This window comes from Burkholderia cepacia (assembly GCF_001718835.1).
Taxonomy (GTDB): Bacteria; Pseudomonadota; Gammaproteobacteria; order Burkholderiales; family Burkholderiaceae; genus Burkholderia; species Burkholderia cepacia_F.
This window is the reverse complement of sequence record NZ_CP013444.1, coordinates 2,037,414-2,055,186: the sequence shown is the minus strand read 5'-3', so window position 1 is coordinate 2,055,186 and position 17,773 is coordinate 2,037,414. Positions and strand designations below refer to the sequence as shown.

Below are 17,773 nucleotides of genomic sequence, written 5' to 3'. Positions count from 1 at the left end.
CCGGAGCGCGCTTCGGCGGCGCGGGCTGGCCCGCCGGCGCATGAAACAAACAGTAACCGATCATACGTATCGAAATGTGCGGGAGACGTAAGCTAGAAGCGTGGCGCACGCCGGATTGCGTCGCGCCGATTCTGCCGGAGCGTGACATGAAACCGATTTCCGCGATCAGGCCCGCTGCCGTTGCGCTGGCTGCGCTGACGCTCGGCGGCTGCTATTACTCGAGTCCGTACGGCTACGCGCCGTACAACACGCCGTATTACGCACCGGCGACGGTGTCGCAGACGCCCGCCACGCCGGACAATGCAACCACGCCGCCTGATGTGCAGGCCACGACCGTACCCGTCTATCCGGCGCCGGTCTATGCACCGTATCCGTACCCGTATTACTACCCCGCCTGGTACGACTGCTGCTGGCCGCCGCTCGCGATCGGCTTCGGATTCAGCGGCCGGTTTGGCGGCGGCCACTTCCATCATCACCACATGGGCGGCGGACATTGGGGTGGTGGACACTGGGGCGGCGGCGGCCACTGGAACACCGGTCATTTCGGCGGCGGGCATGGGCGCTGAGCCTCGCGCGGCAGCGGGCGGCGCGACGTCCGGTGACACGATGCGCGCCCGTGCGGTGCAGGAGAACGCTATGAGAAACACGATCGTCCGATGCCTGTGCATCGTCCTTTTCGGCCTGCTGGGCGTGCCGGGCGCGGCCGACGCGCAGACCGCGGCGTACACGAACGCACCGGCCAACCTCCGGGCAGGGCCGGCGCCGGACTATCCGCTCGTCGCGCAGCTTCCGGAGGGCACGCTGGTTTCCGTGATCGGCTGCATCAGCGATTACACGTGGTGCGACGTCGCCGTGCCGGGCTTGCGCGGGTGGATCTACGCGGGGCTGCTCGACTATTCGTACCAGGGCGGCGAGGTGCCGCTGCTCGATTACGGGGCCGAGCTCGGTTTCCCGATCGTGGCGTTCGCGATCGTGCCTTACTGGGACAATTTCTATCGCGACCGGCCGTTCTTCCACGACCGCGACCGCTTCATGCACCGCCACGCCGAGCCGCGTATCGGCCCGGGCGGCGTCGGGCCGGGACGCGGGCATCCGCAACTGAACGAGCCGCCGGCCGTCGTGACGCCGGGCATGGGCGGGCGACCGCCCGAGCACGGCGGGCGTGACGTCGGGCACGACACGCGGCCGTCGGCCACGCGCGGCGGCTGGACCGGCGGCATCCGCACGCCGGCTCCGGCTCCAGCTCCGATGCCTGCGCCTGCGCCTGCGCCTGCGCCGATGCCCGCGCCGCAAGGCGGCGGGAACATGCACGCGCCGGGCCCGGCGGCCGCCACGCATGCACCGGCGCCAGCGGTCGTGATGCCGCCGCAAGGGCATCAAGGCGGCGAGCGCGGCGGCTTCGGCGGTCATCAAGGCGGAGGCGGCGGCGAACGCGGCAGCTTCGGCGGCCGGCAAGGCGGCGGAGGCGGTGGTGGGGGCGGCGCACGCGGTGGGGAATTCCGGCACGAATGACGGGAGCGGACTTTCCGCCTGACCGAAGTGCGACGCAAGAAAGTGCGACGCAAAAGAGCCCGGATGTTCCGGGCTGAAAGCGGACGATGCGTGCCGTCGGCGGCGGACGCCGGCGGGCGCGACCTCGCTTCGCGTGGAACCGTGCGTCAGAGCATCCGTGCGAGCACGCCGTCCTTCAAGACGAAGCGGTGCGCGAGCGCCGCGCATGCATGCAGGCCGATCAGGATTGCGAGCGCGGTTGCCCACGCGCTGTGCAGCTCGCCGATCGACGCGCCGAGCGAATGCGGCGCGGCGATCGCCGGCAACGGAATCGCGTTGCCGAGCCCGACATGCCAGGTGCGGCCGTTCGCGTTCAGCCAGCCGAGCACCGGCACCACGATCAGCGACGCATAAAGCAGCTTGTGCGTGACGTTCGCAATGAACGCCAGTGCCGGAGGCTGCTCGACCGGCGCGATGGGCTTGCGTGCGCCGGACCACAGCAGGCGCGGCGCAGCGATCAGCAGCAGCAACACGCCCAGGTTCACGTGCAGCAGCACCAGCCCGAGCGGCGGCGCGGTGCCGTGGACGTCCGGCATCGTCCAGCCGATCGCGAACTGGGCGGCCACCAGCAGCACCATGCTCCAGTGGAACAGGCGCGTGAGCCGGTCGTGGCGGGCGGTCTGGCGCGGGGTATCGGGCATGGCGACTCCTTCGGGCGGATCAGATGAGCGGGGACGCGGCACGACGAACGGGCGAGGGGCCGCTGCTGACGGGATCATCGTAGCGCGAGCCTTATGACAGCCTTAAGGTGCGCGAGCGCGCAGCGGTCGTGCGTGGCGGGGAAAGCAGAGACGACCGGGGGAAAGCGAAGTACGCAACAGCGGGCGATACCGCATCGTCCGCGTGCATTGCGCCCGCGGACGATGCGTGTCGCGCATCAATCGAGCAGCGCGAGGATTTCCTCGTAAAGCGGTCGTGGAATCCGCACGCCGTTCGCGATGCTGCGCGCGCGGGCGCCGAAGCGCCGTTGCGACGGCAGCCGCGCGCCCTGCGCGACGATCGATTCGAACATCCGCTCGCCGCGCGCGAGCCCCGTGTCGAGATCGTCGCCGAGGAACACCTTCGGGTCGAAGGCGATCACGAGTTCGCCGTGGCACGGCGTCGCGCCGACGCCTTCGTCGAAGTCCATCGACTCGCGGCTCGTCATGTCGCCGATCAGCGCGCCGCCGAGCAACTCGACCATCGCCGCGAGCGCCGACCCCTTGTGGCCGCCGAACGTGCGCATTGCGCCCTGCAGCGCGGCCTTCGGATCGGTGGTCGGCCGGCCATCGGCGTCGATCGCCCATTCCTGGGGGATCGCCTTGCCTTGCTTCGCATGCAGCTCGATGTCGCCGCGCGCGATCGCGCTCGTCGCGAAGTCGAACACGAACGGCACGCTGCCCGGGCGCGGCCACGCGAACGCGATCGGGTTCGTGCCGAACACGGGCGCCTTGCCGCCTTCCGGCGCGACCCAGCTATGGCTCGGGTTCATCGCGATGCCGGCCAGCCCCTCGGCCGCGATAGCCTCGACTTCCGGCCACAGCGCGGAGAAGTGGTAGCAGTGGTTGATCGCCATCGCGGCGATGCCGTGCTGTTTCGCCATCTCGACGAGCACGGGCAGGCCGGTTTCGAAACTCAGCAGCGAGAAGCCGCGATGCGCGTCGACCGCGACGATCGACGACGAGAGCCGGCGCAGCGTCGGCACGGCTTGCGGATCGACCTTGCCCTTCTTCAGCGAACGCACGCAGACGAGCAGCCGGTACACGCCATGCGAATGGCATTCGTCGCGCTGGCCCTGCGTGATCACGTTGGCGATGGCCCGCGCATGGGCGTCGGACATGCCGTTGTGCGTCAGTACGCGCAGCGCGAGCGCGTGGACTTCATCGAGCGACAGGACGACTTCGTTCGCGTCAGACATCGCGCGCCTCCTTCGGCAGCACCACGGCGCCGTCGATGCGTCGCGCGACGTGCAGCGGATTGCCGTCGCGGATCGCGTCCGGCAACAGCGCATCCGGCAGGTCCTGATACGACACGGGGCGCAGGAAGCGCTCGATCGCACGCGCGCCGACGGACGTCGTGCGCGTGTCGGACGTCGCCGGGAACGGGCCGCCGTGCACCATCGCATGGCCGACCTCGACGCCCGTGCCGAAGCCGTTGACGAGAATGCGGCCGGCCTTGCGCTCGAAGGTCGGGCGCAGCGCGGCGAACAGGGCGGCGTCGCCGTCGGCGAGATGCGCGGCGATCGTCAGTTGGCCTTCGAGCGACTTCAGCACGCGATGCAGCGTGTCGGCGTCCGGGCAACGCACGATCAGCGAAGCGGGGCCGAAGACTTCGTCGCGCAGCTCGGGATGCGCGACGAACGCATCGGCCGAGGTCGCCAGCAGGGCGGCGCGGGCCTGGTAGCGGTCGCCTTCGACGCCTTCGGCGAGCGTGTCGACGGCAGCGTGCGCACGCAGGCGCGCGACGCCGTCGCAGTAGCTGGCGTGGATGTGCGGCGTCAGCATCGTCGCCGCCGCAGCGGCGCGCGCCGCGGCCGCCGCGGCTGCCTCGAACGCACGCAGCGCGGGCCCGTCGACCGCGAGCACGAGGCCCGGATTCGTGCAGAACTGGCCGGCGCCGAGCGTGAGCGACGCGACGAATTGCGGCGCGATCGTGTCGTGACGCGCGTCGAGCGCGGCGGGAAACAGCAGCACGGGGTTGATCGAGCTCATTTCCGCATAGACGGGAATCGGCTCGGGGCGTGCGGCCGCGATGTGCATCAGCGCGACGCCGCCGCGGCGCGAGCCGGTGAAACCGACGGCCTTGATGCGCGGATCGGCGACGAGCGCCTGGCCGATCTCGCGCGATGCGTCGAACAGCAGCGAGAACACGCCGGCCGGCATTGCGCACTCGCGCGCGGCCTGCTGGATCGCGCGACCGACGAGTTCCGACGTGCCGGGGTGGGCCGAATGCGCCTTGACGATCACCGGGCAGCCGGCCGCGAGCGCCGACGCCGTATCGCCGCCGGCGACCGAGAACGCGAGCGGGAAATTCGACGCGCCGAACACGGCGACGGGCCCGACCGCGACGTTGCGCAGGCGCAGGTCGACGCGCGGCAGCGGCTTGCGCTCGGGGCGTGCCGGATCGATCCGCGCGTCGAGAAAGCCGCCGTCGCGCACGAGCGACGCGAACAGCGCGAGCTGGCCGACCGTGCGGCCGCGCTCGCCTTCGATGCGGGCGCGCGGCAGGCCCGTTTCGACGACGCAGCGCTCGATCAGGTCGTCGCCGAGCGCCATGATGTGGCGGCCGATCGCGTCGAGAAACGCGGCGCGTGCTTCGAGCGACGTTTCGCGATAGATGTCGAACGCGTCGTCGGCGAGCGCGCAGGCCGTCTCCAGGTCGTGCCGGCTCGCGCCGCCGAAGGCGGGCTCGAGCCGTTCGCCGGTGGCGGCGGCGAGTGCGTGGAGGGTGCCGTTCTGTCCGGCGACGGCGGACTGGCCGATCAGGAGCTGACCTGTGAGTTGCATGGTTTTCCTCGGAAAAAGTGCGGGCCGGGCGCGCGGCCCGGCCGATGAGAAAAAAGGGAAGGGGGCGTCAGCCTTCGTCGTCGTCGAGCTGCAGCTTGTCGGAACGGACGCCGGTATTCGCCCCCCAGCAGTAGATGACGAGCGCGACGGCAGCGACGACGACCGTGTCGTACGGATGGGCGAGCCGGCCCGTGCCGCCGAAGCCGCCGAGATACGACAGCACGATCATCGCGGCATAGAACGCGATCAGCCACGCGGACGAGCGCACCTGTTCGGCGAGGCTCAGGTGGGCAGTCGGCACCCAGCGGCGGCACGCGAGATAGATGACGAACATCACGATCTGCAGGCCGAGCAGCCAGGACACGGTGCTCCAGCCCGACCAGTAGACGATCAGCGCGGCGATCACGAACGATGCGGGGCCGGTGATGCCGAACGCCACCGCGCGGAACGGCCGCGGCAGGTCGGGCGCGGTGCGGCGCAGTGCGGCGACCGAGACCGGCGCGACCGCATAGCTCAGCACCAGCGCGGCGGACACGATGTTGATCAGCGCTTCCCACGACGGGAACGGCAGCGTCCAGAAGATCGCGAGGCCGAACGTGAGCCACAGGCCCGCGCGCGGGATGCCCGACGCTTCGTCGACGCGCGTGAACACCTTGAAGAAGGTGCCGGTCTTGGCCCAGCCGTAGACGACGCGCGGCGTCGCGTTCATGTAGATGTTGCCGCAGCCGCTCGGCGAGATCATCGCGTCGGCGACGACCATCACCGCGAGCCAGCCGACGCCGAGCGCCAGCGCGATGTCGCGATACGGCAGCGAGAACGCCTTGCTCACGTCATGCCAGCCGGCGGCGAGCATGGCGGTGGGGATGCTGCCGATGAACGCGAGCTGCAGCAGCACGTAGATCAGCGTCGACAGCAGGATCGACAGGATCAGCGCGATCGGGATCGTGCGCTGCGGATTGCGCACCTCGCTCGCGACCGACACGATCGGCGTGAGCCCGAGGTACGCGAAGATGATGCCGCCGGCGGACACGGCCATCTCGATGCCGGGCATGCCGAACGGCGCGAAGCCGTGCACGGTCAGGTTCGCGGGCTTGAAGAACGTGAACAGCACCGCGATCACCGACAGCGGCACGATGAACTTGAAGATGCTGATGAGGTTGTTCGCCTTCGCGAACGTCTTCACGCTCGAATAGTTCAGGTAAAAGAAGAAGCACAGCAGCGCGGCCTGCACGAGCCAGCCGATCGTGGTCGGGTCGCTCGATCCTTCGACCGTCAGGCCCGGAAACCACGCGGCCGCGTACTGGCGCGCGGCGACGACCTCGATCGCGATCAGGCTCGAAAAGGCGATCAGCGTGATGAAGCCCATCAGGTAGCCGAGCAGCGGGCCGTGCGAGAACACCGGGTAGCGGACCACGCCGCCCGCGCGCGGCAGCGCGGCGCCGAGTTCGCAGTAGACGATGCCGAGCAGCAGCACCGCAAAGCCGCCGAGCAGCCACGAGAAGATGCCGGCCGGGCCCGCGATCGTCGAGACGTGACTCGCGGCGAACAGCCACCCCGAACCGAAGATGGCGCCGAGACCGATGAACGTGAGATCGGTCAGCGACAGCTGTTTCTTGAACTTGCCGTGACCCGCGTCGGGGTGCGCGGAACGGGAAAGCGGGACAGACGGGTGAGCGTTGCCTTGGCCTGGCATGGGCTTGTCTCCTGGGGGAATATCGGCACAGGCGGAAACCGCGCCGCGCTCCGACGGAGCAGCGGCGCAGGCCTGCCGGCCGGCGTCGCCCGGTTCGAACGACCGGGGCGGGCCCGTGCGGGCCATGCCGGACCGGGGGCGGCGGCGCGGCGGGGAAAGCCGTTGCGCCGCCGCCGGGGGAGTCGGTCAGAGACCGACGTCGGGCAGCGCCGGGCGCGTTTCGAGCGCCTTCGCGACGATGGCCTTCACTTCCGCGAGCGTGTCGCCCTGCAGCGCGAGGCGCGGCGGGCGCGTGACCGCGCTGCCGCGGCCGACCAGCTCTTCGCACAGCTTGATGCACTGCACGAGGTCGGGGCGCGCGTCGAGGTGCAGCAGCGGCATGAACCAGCGGTACAGCGCGAGCGCTTCGTCGAAACGCTTTTGCTTCGCGAGGCGGAACAGCGTCTCGCCTTCCTTCGGGAACGCGTTCGACATGCCCGACACCCAGCCTTCGGCGCCGACGGCGATGCTCTCGACCACGACGTCGTCGAGGCCCGCGAACAGCACGAAGCGATCGCCGACCGCATTGCGCAGGTCGATGAAGCGGCGCGTATCGCCCGACGAATCCTTGAAGCAGACGATGTTCTCGCAATCCTGCAGCGCGATCAGCACGTCGGGCGTCACGTCGTTCTTGTAGATCGGCGGGTTGTTGTAGACCATCACCGGCAGGTCGGTGCTCGTCGCGACCGCGCGGAAGTGCGCGGCGGTTTCGTGCGGCTTGGCCGAGTAGACCAGCGCGGGCATCACCATCACGCCGTCGACGCCGACGCGCTGCGCTTCACGCACCGTGTTGCGCGCGAATTCGGTCGTGAATTCGGCGATGCCGGCGATCACCGGAATCTTGCCGCCTGCCGCATCGCGTGCGGCCTCGATCACCTGGAGCTTCTCGCTCGTCGACAGCGACGTGTTTTCGCCGACCGTGCCGCAGACCACGAGGCCCGACACGCCGTCGTTCACCAGGTTCTTCACCACGCGGTGCGTGGCGTCGATGTCGAGGGAAAAGTCCGGCTTGAACTGGGTGCTGACGGCCGGGAAAACCCCGGTCCACTGAATGGCGTTTCGGCTCACTGCAATCTCCTACGTGTGTTTGTATCGGTCGGCCGACAGGCGTCGGTGTGGCAACCAGTATCGCCGCGCAAACGCCGGTCACGCTTGAGTCGTATCGCGGAGCAAAATGACGAAATCGGCACAGCGGCCGCACGGCGCGGGAAGGGCGCCTCGCACTATGCCGATTTCGTCGTCGTCCTCATCGAAAAGCCACAAGCGGACGGACGCGTGACGGAGGAAGCTATGCTCCTTTCCCCACTCGGACGGCTCATGATGAAGCGCATCCAGATCATCGATTCGCACACGGGCGGCGAACCCACTCGGCTCGTCGTGTCCGGTTTCCCCGCGCTCGGCAGCGGCACGATGGCCGAGCGCCGCGACGTGCTCGCGCGCGAGCACGACCGCTACCGCACCGCATGCATCCTCGAGCCGCGCGGCAGCGACGTGCTGGTGGGCGCGCTGCTGTGCGAGCCCGTGTCGCCCGATGCGGCGGCCGGCGTGATCTTCTTCAACAATAGCGGCTATCTCGGGATGTGCGGGCACGGCACGATCGGCGTCGTGCGCACGCTGCACCACATGGGGCGCATCGCGCCCGGCGTGCACCGGATCGAAACGCCGGTCGGCACCGTCGAGGCGACGTTGCACGACGACCTGTCGGTCAGCGTGCGCAACGTGCCCGCGTACCGCCATGCGAAGGGCGTCGCGCTCGACGTGCCGGGTTACGGCCCCGTGAAGGGCGACATCGCGTGGGGCGGCAACTGGTTCTTCCTGATCAGCGACCACGGGCAGCGCGTCGCCGGCGACAACGTCGCGGCGCTCACCGCGTATGCGTCGGCCGTGCGCGCAGGGCTCGAACGCGCGGGCATCACCGGTGCGAACGGCGGCGAGATCGACCATATCGAGCTGTTCGCCGACGATCCGGAGCACGACAGCCGCAGCTTCGTGCTGTGCCCGGGCCTCGCGTACGACCGTTCGCCGTGCGGCACCGGCACGAGCGCGAAGCTCGCGTGCCTCGCGGCCGACGGCAAGCTCGCGCCGGGCGCCGTGTGGCGGCAGGCGAGTGTGATCGGCAGCGTGTTCCACGCGAGCTACGAAGCAGCCGACGGCGGGATCGTGCCGACGATCCGCGGCAGTGCGCACCTGAGCGCGGAAGCGACGCTCCTGATCGAGGAAGACGATCCGTTCGGCTGGGGTATCGCGCCGTGAGCGACGCGAAGACGGATGTCGTCGTGATCGGCGCCGGCATCGTCGGCGCCGCGTGCGCGCATGAACTCGCGCAGCGCGGGCTGCGCGTGCTCGTCGTCGACGACGCGCGCGGCGGGGCGACCGGCGCGGGCATGGGGCACCTCGTCGCGATGGACGACAACGCGGCCGAGCTCGCGCTGAGCCATTACTCGATCGAACTGTGGCGTGCGCTGAGCGGCGAGATGCCCGAAGGCTGCGCGTACCGCAACTGCGGCACGCTGTGGCTCGCGGCCGATGCGCACGAGATGGATCTCGCGCGCGCGAAGCAGGCCACGCTCGCCGCGCACGGCGTGGCGGGCGAACTGGTCGACAGCGGCGTACTCGCCGCGCTCGAACCGATGCTGCGGGCCGGGCTCGGCGGCGCGCTGAAGATTCCGGGCGACGCGATCCTCTATGCGCCCGTCACCGCGAACTGGCTGCTCCAGCGCGCGCCGCGCATCACGTTGCGGCGCGACCGGGCCGTCGCGGTCGACGGCCCGAGCGTGACGCTCGCGAGCGGCGACACGCTGCGCGCGGAGCGGGTGGTCGTCGCGAACGGCGTTGCGGCGCGCACGCTGCTGCCTGAACTGCCGCTGCGCCCGAAAAAGGGCCATCTGCTGATTACCGACCGCTATCCGGGCCAGGTGTCGCACCAGCTCGTCGAGCTGGGTTATGCGGCGAGCGCGCATGCGGGCGACGGCACGTCGGTCGCGTTCAACGTGCAGCCGCGGCCGACCGGCCAGTTGCTGATCGGCTCGTCGCGCCAGTTCGACACCGAGGACCCGCAAGTCGAGCCGCCCGTGCTCGCGCGCATGCTGCGTCGCGCGGTGGGTTATCTGCCGGACCTGGCCGACCTGAACGGCATCCGCGCATGGACGGGGTTCCGTTCCGCGAGCCCCGACGGGCTGCCGCTGCTCGGCGAGCACCCGGCACGGCCGGGCGTGTGGCTCGCGGTCGGGCATGAAGGGCTCGGCGTGACGACCGCGCCGGGCAGCGCGCGGCTCGTCGCCGCGCTGATGGCCGGCGAGCGGCCGCCCATCGATATCGAACCGTATTTGCCGGGACGCTTCCTGACCGCGTCCCCTGTAGCCGGAGCGCTTTCATGATCATTCATCTGGACGGCCGCGCGCTGACGGTGGCCGACGGCGCGACCGTCGCGGCCGCCATTGCGGCGAGCGGCGACGACACGACGCGCGTGTCGTGCACGGGCGCGGCGCGCGCGCCGTTTTGCGGGATGGGCATCTGCCAGGAGTGCCGGATGACGATCGACGGGCGGCGCCGGCTGGCTTGCCAGACGTTGTGCCGCGACGGGATGCAGGTGGAGCGTACGCGATGAAACAGGAACGACTGAGCGTCGACATCGCGATCGTCGGCGCGGGCCCGGCCGGGCTGTCGGCCGCGTGGGCCGCCGCACGAAGCGGTGCGACGGTGGCGATCGTCGACGACAACCCGCGCGCGGGCGGGCAGATCTGGCGGCAGGGGCCGGGCGTCGCTGCGCCGCCGGCCGCGGCCGCGCGTTTCGACGTGCTGCGGCAACCGAACGTGCGGTATCTCGCGGCGACGCGCATCGTCGCCGAAACGCAGCCGGGCACGCTGCTGCTCGAGGACGACGAACGCGGGCTGCTGCTCGATTTCCGGACGCTGATTCTCTGCTGCGGCGCGCGCGAACTGCTGCTGCCGTTTCCGGGCTGGACGCTGCCGGGCGTCACCGGGGCGGGCGGCCTGCAGGCGCTGATCAAGTACGGCCTCGACGTGCGCGGGCAGCGCACGGTGATCGCGGGCAGCGGCCCGCTGCTGCTGGCGAGCGCGGCGACGGCGCGCGAGCGCGGCGCACAGGTGCTGCACGTGCTCGAACAGGCCGCGCGGGCGGATGTGATCGGCTTCGGAGTCGGGCTGTGGCGCTGGCCGTCGAAGCTCGCGCAGGCGGCGCGGCTGATGACGCCGGTGTACCGGCCGGATGCTTATGTCGTCGAGGCGTTCGGCGACAAGCGGCTCGAACGCGTGCGGATCCGGCACGGCGACCGCGAGTTCGACGTCGACTGCGACCGGCTCGCGTGCGGTTTCGGCCTCGTGCCGAATACGGTGCTGCCGAGCCATCTCGGCTGCCGGGTCGACCACGGCGCGGTAGCGGTCGATGCGCACCAGCGTACGAGCCGCGACGGGGTGTTCGCGGCGGGCGAGTGCACGGGTGTCGGCGGCAGCGAACTGGCGATGGTCGAAGGCGAGATTGCCGGCCATGCGGCAACCGGGCAGACGGCGCCGCTGGCCGCGCTCGTTGCGCGGCGCGCGCACTGGCAGGCGTTCGCGGACGCCGTGCGCGAACGGTTTGCGATCCGCGAGCCGGTCCGCCGGCTGGCGCGGCCCGATACGCTCGTCTGCCGCTGCGAGGACGTGCGCTACGACGCGCTGGTGAACGAAGCCGGCTGGACGGCCGCGAAACTGCAGTCACGTTGCGGGATGGGCGCATGCCAGGGACGCGTGTGCGGTGCGGCCGCGCAGGCATTGTTCGGTTGGACGCCGCCGGTACCGCGCACGCCGCTCGTGCCGGCACGGGTGGGGACGTTGGTGCTGGATGGGGGCGACGACGCTTGAGGCGAGGCCGGTCGGTCGTTGCACGACCGCCGGCTTGGGGCGAGAGAAAGGCGCAGCGGCGGGGACGCGTTCGTCGCGGGGCTGATCGTCGCGCCGCTCATGCTGCGCGCGGCCGGAATCGGGGCGACGCCGCAGGTCGACGCGAGCTGGCCCGTCGTCATCGCGGCCGGGCTGCTGGTCGGAATCGGCACGCGGTACGCGGGCGGCTGCACGAGCGGCCATGGCGTGTGCGGGATGTCGCGCGGGTCGCTGCGCTCGCTGGTCGCAACGGCGACGTTCATGGCCGTCGGGCTCCTGATCGTGTTCGTGCAGCGGCATGTGCCGGGAGGCTGACATGGCGGCATGGTTCGCATTCCTTGCTGGGCTGGCATTCGGCGTCGGCCTCATCGTGTCGGGCATGGCCAATCCGCAGAAGGTGCTCGGCTTTCTCGACCTGGCGGGCCGCTGGGATCCGTCGCTCGCGTTCGTGATGGCGGGCGCGACGGGGGTGGCCGTGTTCGCGTTCGCATGGGCGAAACGCAGGGCGCGGTCATGGCTCGGCCTGCCGATGCAGTTGCCGGCCCTGCGGGCGATCACCGTGCGCCTGGTGGCGGGCAGCGCGGCGTTCGGAGCCGGCTGGGGGCTGGCGGGCTTCTGCCCGGGGCCCGCGATCGTGTCGATCGGCTTCGGGTCGGCGAAGGGGATCGGCTTCGTCGTCGCGATGCTGGCCGGGATGGCTGCGTTCGAGTGGATCGAGCGGCGCCGCGCCGCGCGGTGACGGTCCGGCCGCGAGGCCGGCTCTCACGGCTCTCGAGTCGACGAATGGCGAAGGCCGGGCGTCACGACGTGGCTGTCCGCCCGCGGCGCAAGCGCGCCCGCCACGCGTCGAGCACGCCGCGCCATCCGGCACGCGGCTCCGGCGCGACCACCGCCGTACTGGCCGCCGTCGCGCCGGCAGGCGCGAGCGACGCATGGCCGGCCGTTTCGATCGTCAGGCAGTCGCCGGCGTCGAGCACCCTGCGGATGTGGTGCGGCGCGTCGGGTAGCCAGTCGAGCCCGCCGCGGCGCAGCGTGACCGCAAGCGCGCCGTCCAGCACGATCACCTGGCTGCCCTTGTCGAACCACGCAAAGTGACTTTGCCCGGCGTCGAGCCGGTAGTGTCGAGTCCGCATGGCGATTCCTTTCCCGGTTGCGCGCCGTCGCGTCGTGCGCGGCGATCGCATGTCGACAGGTTAGGGACGCCCGCCCGGGCGCGACAGATTCAGGGGACGGGAATCTGTTGCGGTGCAGACGACGATTTGGCGCGGCTGTATCGGTGGGTTTCCCCGGAATCTGTATCTGGCAGCAGAACAGCCGCGCGGGCACGATGGCCCGCATGAATTCTTCCCGCGACGCCTTCCGCCAGCATCTGCCGATCGCCGGCGAGCCGCTGTACGAACGCCTCGCCGAGCATTACCGCCGCATCATCGCGGCCGGCACGCTGAGGCCCGGCGACCGGATGCCGTCGGTGCGGGCGTTCATGGCGCAGCACGGCGTGAGCCTGTCGACGGCAATTCAGGCGTTTCGGCGGCTCGAGGATACCGGCTGGTGCGAGGCGAAGCCGCGCTCCGGCTACTTCGTGCGGCGCCGCGCGGCAGTCGCGCTCGAAACGCTGCCGGAAAGCGACGGGCCGCCGCTGAGCGTCGAGCCGCCGTTCGCCGGCCTGCACGAACGCGTGTCGCGTGTGATCGACCGCGCCAACGCGGCGCCCGATGCGCTGAACCTCGGCGGCGCGTCCGCGCTGGCCACGCTGTATCCGGCCGAGCGCCTGCAGGCGCTCGCGATCCGGCTGTTGCGGCGCAAGCCTACGTTGCTGACCGACGCGGGGCCTGTCGGCGGTTCGCCCGAGTTCCGGCAGACGATGGCCAAGCGCGCGCTGTCGTACGGCGTGACGGTGACGCCGGACGACGTGATGTCGACGAGCGGCGGCGTCGATGCCGTGAATCTCGCGTTGCGTGCGGTCGCGCGCCCGGGCGACACGATCGCGATCGAATCGCCTGCGTTCTTCGGCCTGATCCAGTTGCTCGAAAGCCTCGGCTTGCGCGCGCTCGAAATCCCGGCCAGCCCGACGACCGGCCTGTCGATCGAGGCGCTCGAAGTGGCGCTGACCGCGTATCCGGACATTCGTGCCGTGGTGGTCGTGCCGAACCTGCAGAACCCGCTCGGCTGCGTGATGCCCGACGGGCGCAAGGCCGCGCTTGTCGCGCTTTGTTCGCGCCACGGCGTGGCCGTGATCGAGGACGAGCCTTATCGCGAACTCGTCGAGGCGCCGCAATCGGTCAAGCCGGTCAAGGCATGGGATCGCGACGGCACGGTGATCTATTGCCCGTCATTCAACAAGGTGCTGGCCCCCGGCATGCGGCTCGGCTGGATAAGCGCGGGGCGCTGGCACGCGCGTGTGAAGATGCTGAAATTCGCGCACAGCCGGCACAACGCCGCGTTGCTGCAGGCCGTTGCGGCCGAATTCGTCGGTTCGGGCGCGTTCGATCGCCATCTGCGCCGGTTCCGCGAGCAGTTGCGCGTGCAGCGTGACGTGACGATCGACGCGATTGCACGGCATTTCCCGGCCGGAACCCGGATGAACCAGCCGCCGGGCGGGATGCTGCTGTGGATCGCGTTGCCGGACGGCGTGCGTTCCGAGGCGCTGTTCAATGCGGCGCTCGAACAAGGGGTGCGCATCGCGCCCGGCGCGATCTTTTCCAACACCGACCGCTTCGACGCCTTCATCCGCATCGGCTGCGCGCGACCGTTCGACGCGCAGCTCGAAGCGGCTTTCGGGACGCTTGGCCGCCTCGTGCGCGCCGCGGCGGCCGCGTAAGCAGCCGCGCCGTTGCGCCTGCCCGATCGGCCGCCCGGCTCAGCGGCTGGCGGTGTGGGCGGCGAGATGCTGACGGATCAGCGACAGGTAACGATCGCCGACCGAGAAATCGCGCACCGCCCGCGGCCGAGCCGTGTGGCGCAGCGTCGCCGGCGCGCTGACGCCCAGGTACCGGCACAGGGCCGACGGAAAGGGCTTGCGGGTGTGCCCGAGCTGCCGCGCCGCGCGCTCCACGCGCGTATCGCCGACTTGCGTACGCAGCCACGCCAGCACTTGGCGATCGGCGTCGTTGACGATACGAACGAGTTGTTCCATCACGCACCTCACTGTTCATAAATACAGTACTGTAAATATAACCAGTATCTCGTGCGGCAGCAAGCAGCACGTATCTGTCCGATGCGCGCGGCGGTGATTCGGGACGATAGGGGGCGATTCGGGCGTGGAGGAGAAGGGAGGCGCCGTGCGAGCCGAAACGGTCTCGAACGACGGCAGGCGAGCGTGCTAGCGATGCCGGTTCGCTTTTTCGATCGCGTCGAGCCGTGCCAGCAGCGTGTCGACTTGCGGCTGCAGCCCCGGCGGAAGATCGGCAATGCCGTTGATGCGTGCACGCCAGTAGTCCGGCTGCGTCACGATCGTTCCTTTCCAGTCGAGGCGCTCACCTTGAACGAGCTGTTCGAGTCGCGCGACCATGGCAGCGATGTGTGCCAATTCCTGCGCCGCGGGATGGTGGTAATTCATGCTTTTGCCAATGGCGCACGCCATCGTTCCGGCGCGCATCGACATCGCGTTGGTGATGCATGCCGTTCACAGGTGAACGGCATGCGGTAATGCCCGTCAAGCCGGCTATGGCTATCGCTTGGCTGCCTGCTGTTCCTGCTCGATCGCGCGCTTGGCGTTCTTCGACGCCGCCGCGGCGACCACGTCGATGTTGCTTCGCGCGACTTCGACCGCCTGCTGCCCGGTTTTTTCCAGCGTCTGGTAGAGCGTATTGGCGGCGACGATCGCCGAGTTCCATGCCGCCACGGCGGCCTCGGAGCCGGCCGGCGCGTGTTTCGTCGCGTCTTCGACGAACGTCTGGACGCGGCGCACGTAAGACGCGTTGCCGGCCTGGGCGGCCTTCAGCACTTCAGCCTGCGCGGACGACAGGATGCCGAAAAATTCGCGGCTGTAGGACTGAACCTTCTCGGCCAGCGGCGCCGCGATCGAGCGCTGGATCGCGATCCAGTCCTGTGGTTTTTCCGCCGTGCTCCGCGCGACTTCCAGCGCGTCTTCCAGCGTCGATTGCGTGAAGCGCGCGTTGAGTTCCGCCAGCTTCCCGACTTCATCGACCATCTTGCCGACCAGACTGAAAACGACGTCGAGATTGGCGCGCTGCGCGCTCGAAATCAGCTCATGGGCTTGCATGATCAGCGAACTCCTGGATTGATTGAATTTCCGTGGACCCGCGCTATTCGGCGTGCCGAATGAGCCGCATCGCAGCCATTCGAACCTCGGTCCGTGATGGGGATGACCCGCCCGGCGGCCCGGGCGACGGTCAGCGTTTTCGCGTCATCGCCCGCAGCAGCAATTCACCGTCATTCGTCACGCGTGGACGGCGTGCGCCGGAAACGAGTCTCTCGAGAACGACGAGCTGTTGCTCGAGCAGCGTGTCGAGTTCGTCGCGGCTCATGTCAATCTGGTCAGGCGATGACTTGACCAGCATGAGCGCCGCAAATTCATGGGGGCTCAGCATTGTTGTCTCCGACAATTGAAATAAGCAGGCGTTGCCGCTCGGCACTGAGTCGGCTTTCGCGACATCGAGTCGCGTGCACTGCTTGCGCGTCGCGTGCGATCAATCCCGCCCGGAACGCGCAATGTGATGCGTGATATCCCTGACTATCGTCAGCTTCGGATGGGGGCGCGCGATCGGGAACGAATCCGCGGCTTCATTTGCATCTTCCTTCTCGTGTCGATGGGTTGCGGGATTCGAGACCACGTTCAAATGAAACAGGGTGAGGCTCAATTCCAGCGGTGCCTCGATGAACATGTCGGCGATGTCGGCCGTGCACAGCGGCCCGGATTCGACAAGGTCGACCGTCATCGATTCCACGCCGGTGATGCGATCGACGCTGATGCTCCAGCGATAGACCTTTGCTCTGCTTTTTGCGAGGCATCGCCACACCGAGATGACTCGCAGCTTGCCTTGGGCGGCGCGGAACGACAGCCTTTGAACGATCATCTTTGATGTCCCGTGAGGTGACTTTCTCGAGCGGAAAATGACCGTACCAAGCATATGACAGGGCCGGCGGAAAAGTACACGACGGGAATGTGTCCGTATGGTCGGCTTTACGGACAGGGGCGCCGGATGCAGGCAGGCGCTGCGTTTCGCCCGGTCGCCGAGGAGCAAGCGTGGCGTCACATGTCGGTCAGGTACGGTCCGACGAATCGGCGGTGCCGCGACGCGCGGCCTCGCTATCACGTTCGAATGTCGATGAGATGGCATGCGCGCAATGTGCGGTTGCGCAAAACCCCGAGACGGCGTGCAATGGAAACGGATACGTCCACCGCAACCTGATCCGGCGAGCCGGCCGAATCCCGCCGGGGTCGGACGTTCATATCCCCGCGGCAGACTTCGCGACATGCAGGCGCGCGAAAGCGGCCGCTCGACGGATGGCGCGCATGCCGCGGGCACGCGTATTGCTGCACGTAAACGATTCGCGGATTGGAGCCCGAATGACCCACCGAGACTTCATCGCAATAGGTGCGTCGTCGGGGGGCGTGGATGCGCTTCGTGTTCTTGCCTCCCTGCTTCCCGGCGACCTGCCGGCGACCATCGCGATCGTCGTGCACATCGGCGTCCATGACAGTTGCCTGCCGTCGCTGCTGTGCGACTCCGGGCCGCTGCGCGCCGAGCATGCCAAGGATGGCCAGACGTACCGGATCGGCAGCATTTACGTGGCGCCGCCGGATCGGCACCTGATCGTCGAAGGCGCGCATTTTCGCTTGCTGAACGGGGCGAAGGAGAACTTTGCGCGACCGGCGATCGACCCGCTGTTTCGCAGCGCGGCCGCCGAGATGGGTGCGCGCGTTATCGGCGTCATCCTGACGGGCACGCTGGACGACGGCGCGGCCGGTCTCGAGGCCATCCAGTCGTGCGGGGGCTCGACGATCGTCCAGGACCCTGCCGAAGCTTTCGCCGGCGAAATGCCGCTGCATGCGGCTCGCTACGCCGATCAGGTTCTGTCGCTCGACGGCCTCGCGCACCGGCTGATCGAGCTGACGACAGGCGGGGGCGCCGGCGGCGGCGACTGACGGGATCGCGCGGCA

The 17,773-nt window shown here is 69.3% G+C and carries 20 protein-coding genes and 1 pseudogene; 10 read left to right on the top strand and 11 right to left on the bottom strand.

Features of this window, described 5'->3' with window-relative positions; translation table 11 throughout:
- The first annotated feature begins 146 nt into the window (after positions 1–146).
- Complete coding sequence (locus WT26_RS29125) at positions 147–566, top strand: hypothetical protein (protein ID WP_059673895.1); 420 nt, start codon at positions 147–149, stop codon at positions 564–566.
- Positions 567–636: 70 nt separating this feature from the next.
- Positions 637–1,512: an SH3 domain-containing protein gene (locus tag WT26_RS29120; RefSeq protein ID WP_069271881.1), complete on the top strand. Its 876-nt coding sequence runs from the start codon at positions 637–639 to the stop codon at positions 1,510–1,512.
- Between the two features lie 146 nt (positions 1,513–1,658).
- On the opposite strand, the gene WT26_RS29115 is transcribed toward WT26_RS29120, so the two are convergent.
- The 5 genes from WT26_RS29115 to WT26_RS29095 form a co-directional block, all read right to left on the bottom strand.
- Positions 1,659–2,192, bottom strand: a complete 534-nt coding sequence (locus WT26_RS29115) for a cytochrome b (protein ID WP_059954498.1) — start codon at positions 2,190–2,192, stop codon at positions 1,659–1,661.
- Between the two features lie 236 nt (positions 2,193–2,428).
- The gene (locus tag WT26_RS29110) at positions 2,429–3,448 is read right to left on the bottom strand and encodes an Ldh family oxidoreductase (RefSeq protein ID WP_069274579.1); all 1,020 of its coding nucleotides are present in this window, start codon (positions 3,446–3,448) and stop codon (positions 2,429–2,431) included.
- Positions 3,441–5,036, bottom strand: coding sequence for an aldehyde dehydrogenase (NADP(+)) (locus tag WT26_RS29105; protein WP_069274578.1), 1,596 nt, complete (start codon positions 5,034–5,036; stop codon positions 3,441–3,443). Before WT26_RS29105 ends, WT26_RS29110 begins: the two co-directional genes overlap by 8 nt.
- Positions 5,037–5,103: 67 nt before the next feature.
- On the bottom strand, positions 5,104–6,729 hold the full coding sequence (locus tag WT26_RS29100) for an APC family permease (protein WP_069274577.1): 1,626 nt from the start codon (positions 6,727–6,729) through the stop codon (positions 5,104–5,106).
- 186 nt (positions 6,730–6,915) lie between these two features.
- Positions 6,916–7,836 carry a dihydrodipicolinate synthase family protein gene (locus WT26_RS29095; RefSeq protein WP_059666746.1) on the bottom strand — a complete coding sequence of 307 codons (921 nt, stop codon included), beginning with the start codon at positions 7,834–7,836 and terminating at the stop codon, positions 6,916–6,918.
- Between the two features lie 252 nt (positions 7,837–8,088).
- Between WT26_RS29095 and WT26_RS29090 the strand changes: the two genes are divergently transcribed.
- From WT26_RS29090 to WT26_RS29065, 6 genes and pseudogenes are all read left to right on the top strand, one after another.
- Positions 8,089–9,021 carry a 4-hydroxyproline epimerase gene (locus tag WT26_RS29090; RefSeq protein ID WP_059666793.1) on the top strand — a complete coding sequence of 311 codons (933 nt, stop codon included), beginning with the start codon at positions 8,089–8,091 and terminating at the stop codon, positions 9,019–9,021.
- Complete coding sequence (locus tag WT26_RS29085) at positions 9,018–10,145, top strand: NAD(P)/FAD-dependent oxidoreductase (RefSeq protein WP_069274576.1); 1,128 nt, start codon at positions 9,018–9,020, stop codon at positions 10,143–10,145. Before WT26_RS29090 ends, WT26_RS29085 begins: the two co-directional genes overlap by 4 nt.
- The gene (locus tag WT26_RS29080) at positions 10,142–10,375 is read left to right on the top strand and encodes a 2Fe-2S iron-sulfur cluster-binding protein (protein ID WP_027791339.1); all 234 of its coding nucleotides are present in this window, start codon (positions 10,142–10,144) and stop codon (positions 10,373–10,375) included. The genes WT26_RS29085 and WT26_RS29080 overlap by 4 nt, the downstream gene beginning before the upstream one ends.
- Complete coding sequence (locus tag WT26_RS29075) at positions 10,372–11,631, top strand: NAD(P)/FAD-dependent oxidoreductase (RefSeq protein ID WP_069274575.1); 1,260 nt, start codon at positions 10,372–10,374, stop codon at positions 11,629–11,631. Before WT26_RS29080 ends, WT26_RS29075 begins: the two co-directional genes overlap by 4 nt.
- Before the next feature lie 36 nt (positions 11,632–11,667).
- Positions 11,668–11,964: pseudogene (locus WT26_RS29070) on the top strand (YeeE/YedE family protein); the annotation flags it as partial.
- Between the two features lies 1 nt (position 11,965).
- Entirely contained in the window at positions 11,966–12,388 is a 423-nt protein-coding gene (locus WT26_RS29065) for a DUF6691 family protein (protein WP_069274574.1), read from the top strand.
- 61 nt (positions 12,389–12,449) lie between these two features.
- On the opposite strand, the gene WT26_RS29060 is transcribed toward WT26_RS29065, so the two are convergent.
- Complete coding sequence (locus tag WT26_RS29060; protein ID WP_069274573.1) at positions 12,450–12,782, bottom strand: hypothetical protein; 333 nt, start codon at positions 12,780–12,782, stop codon at positions 12,450–12,452.
- Between the two features lie 194 nt (positions 12,783–12,976).
- On the opposite strand from WT26_RS29060, the gene WT26_RS29055 reads away from it, so the two are divergent.
- Entirely contained in the window at positions 12,977–14,467 is a 1,491-nt protein-coding gene (locus WT26_RS29055; RefSeq protein WP_069275187.1) for a PLP-dependent aminotransferase family protein, read from the top strand.
- 39 nt (positions 14,468–14,506) lie between these two features.
- On the opposite strand, the gene WT26_RS29050 is transcribed toward WT26_RS29055, so the two are convergent.
- From WT26_RS29050 to WT26_RS29030, 5 genes are all read right to left on the bottom strand, one after another.
- A complete protein-coding gene (locus WT26_RS29050) occupies positions 14,507–14,782 on the bottom strand; it encodes a hypothetical protein (RefSeq protein ID WP_069274572.1) in 276 nt (91 codons plus the stop codon).
- A gap of 186 nt (positions 14,783–14,968) precedes the next feature.
- Positions 14,969–15,250 (bottom strand): hypothetical protein, encoded by a 282-nt coding sequence (locus tag WT26_RS29045; protein WP_231130488.1) that lies wholly within the window; start codon positions 15,248–15,250, stop codon positions 14,969–14,971.
- Positions 15,251–15,316: 66 nt separating this feature from the next.
- The gene (locus WT26_RS29040) at positions 15,317–15,871 is read right to left on the bottom strand and encodes a phasin family protein (RefSeq protein ID WP_059586101.1); all 555 of its coding nucleotides are present in this window, start codon (positions 15,869–15,871) and stop codon (positions 15,317–15,319) included.
- 130 nt (positions 15,872–16,001) lie between these two features.
- Positions 16,002–16,199 (bottom strand): hypothetical protein, encoded by a 198-nt coding sequence (locus tag WT26_RS29035; RefSeq protein ID WP_010099357.1) that lies wholly within the window; start codon positions 16,197–16,199, stop codon positions 16,002–16,004.
- 99 nt (positions 16,200–16,298) lie between these two features.
- Positions 16,299–16,685, bottom strand: a complete 387-nt coding sequence (locus tag WT26_RS29030) for a hypothetical protein (protein ID WP_059640436.1) — start codon at positions 16,683–16,685, stop codon at positions 16,299–16,301.
- A gap of 257 nt (positions 16,686–16,942) precedes the next feature.
- Between WT26_RS29030 and WT26_RS29025 the strand changes: the two genes are divergently transcribed.
- A complete protein-coding gene (locus tag WT26_RS29025; protein WP_335622474.1) occupies positions 16,943–17,758 on the top strand; it encodes a chemotaxis protein CheB in 816 nt (271 codons plus the stop codon).
- Positions 17,759–17,773: the final 15 nt, after the last annotated feature.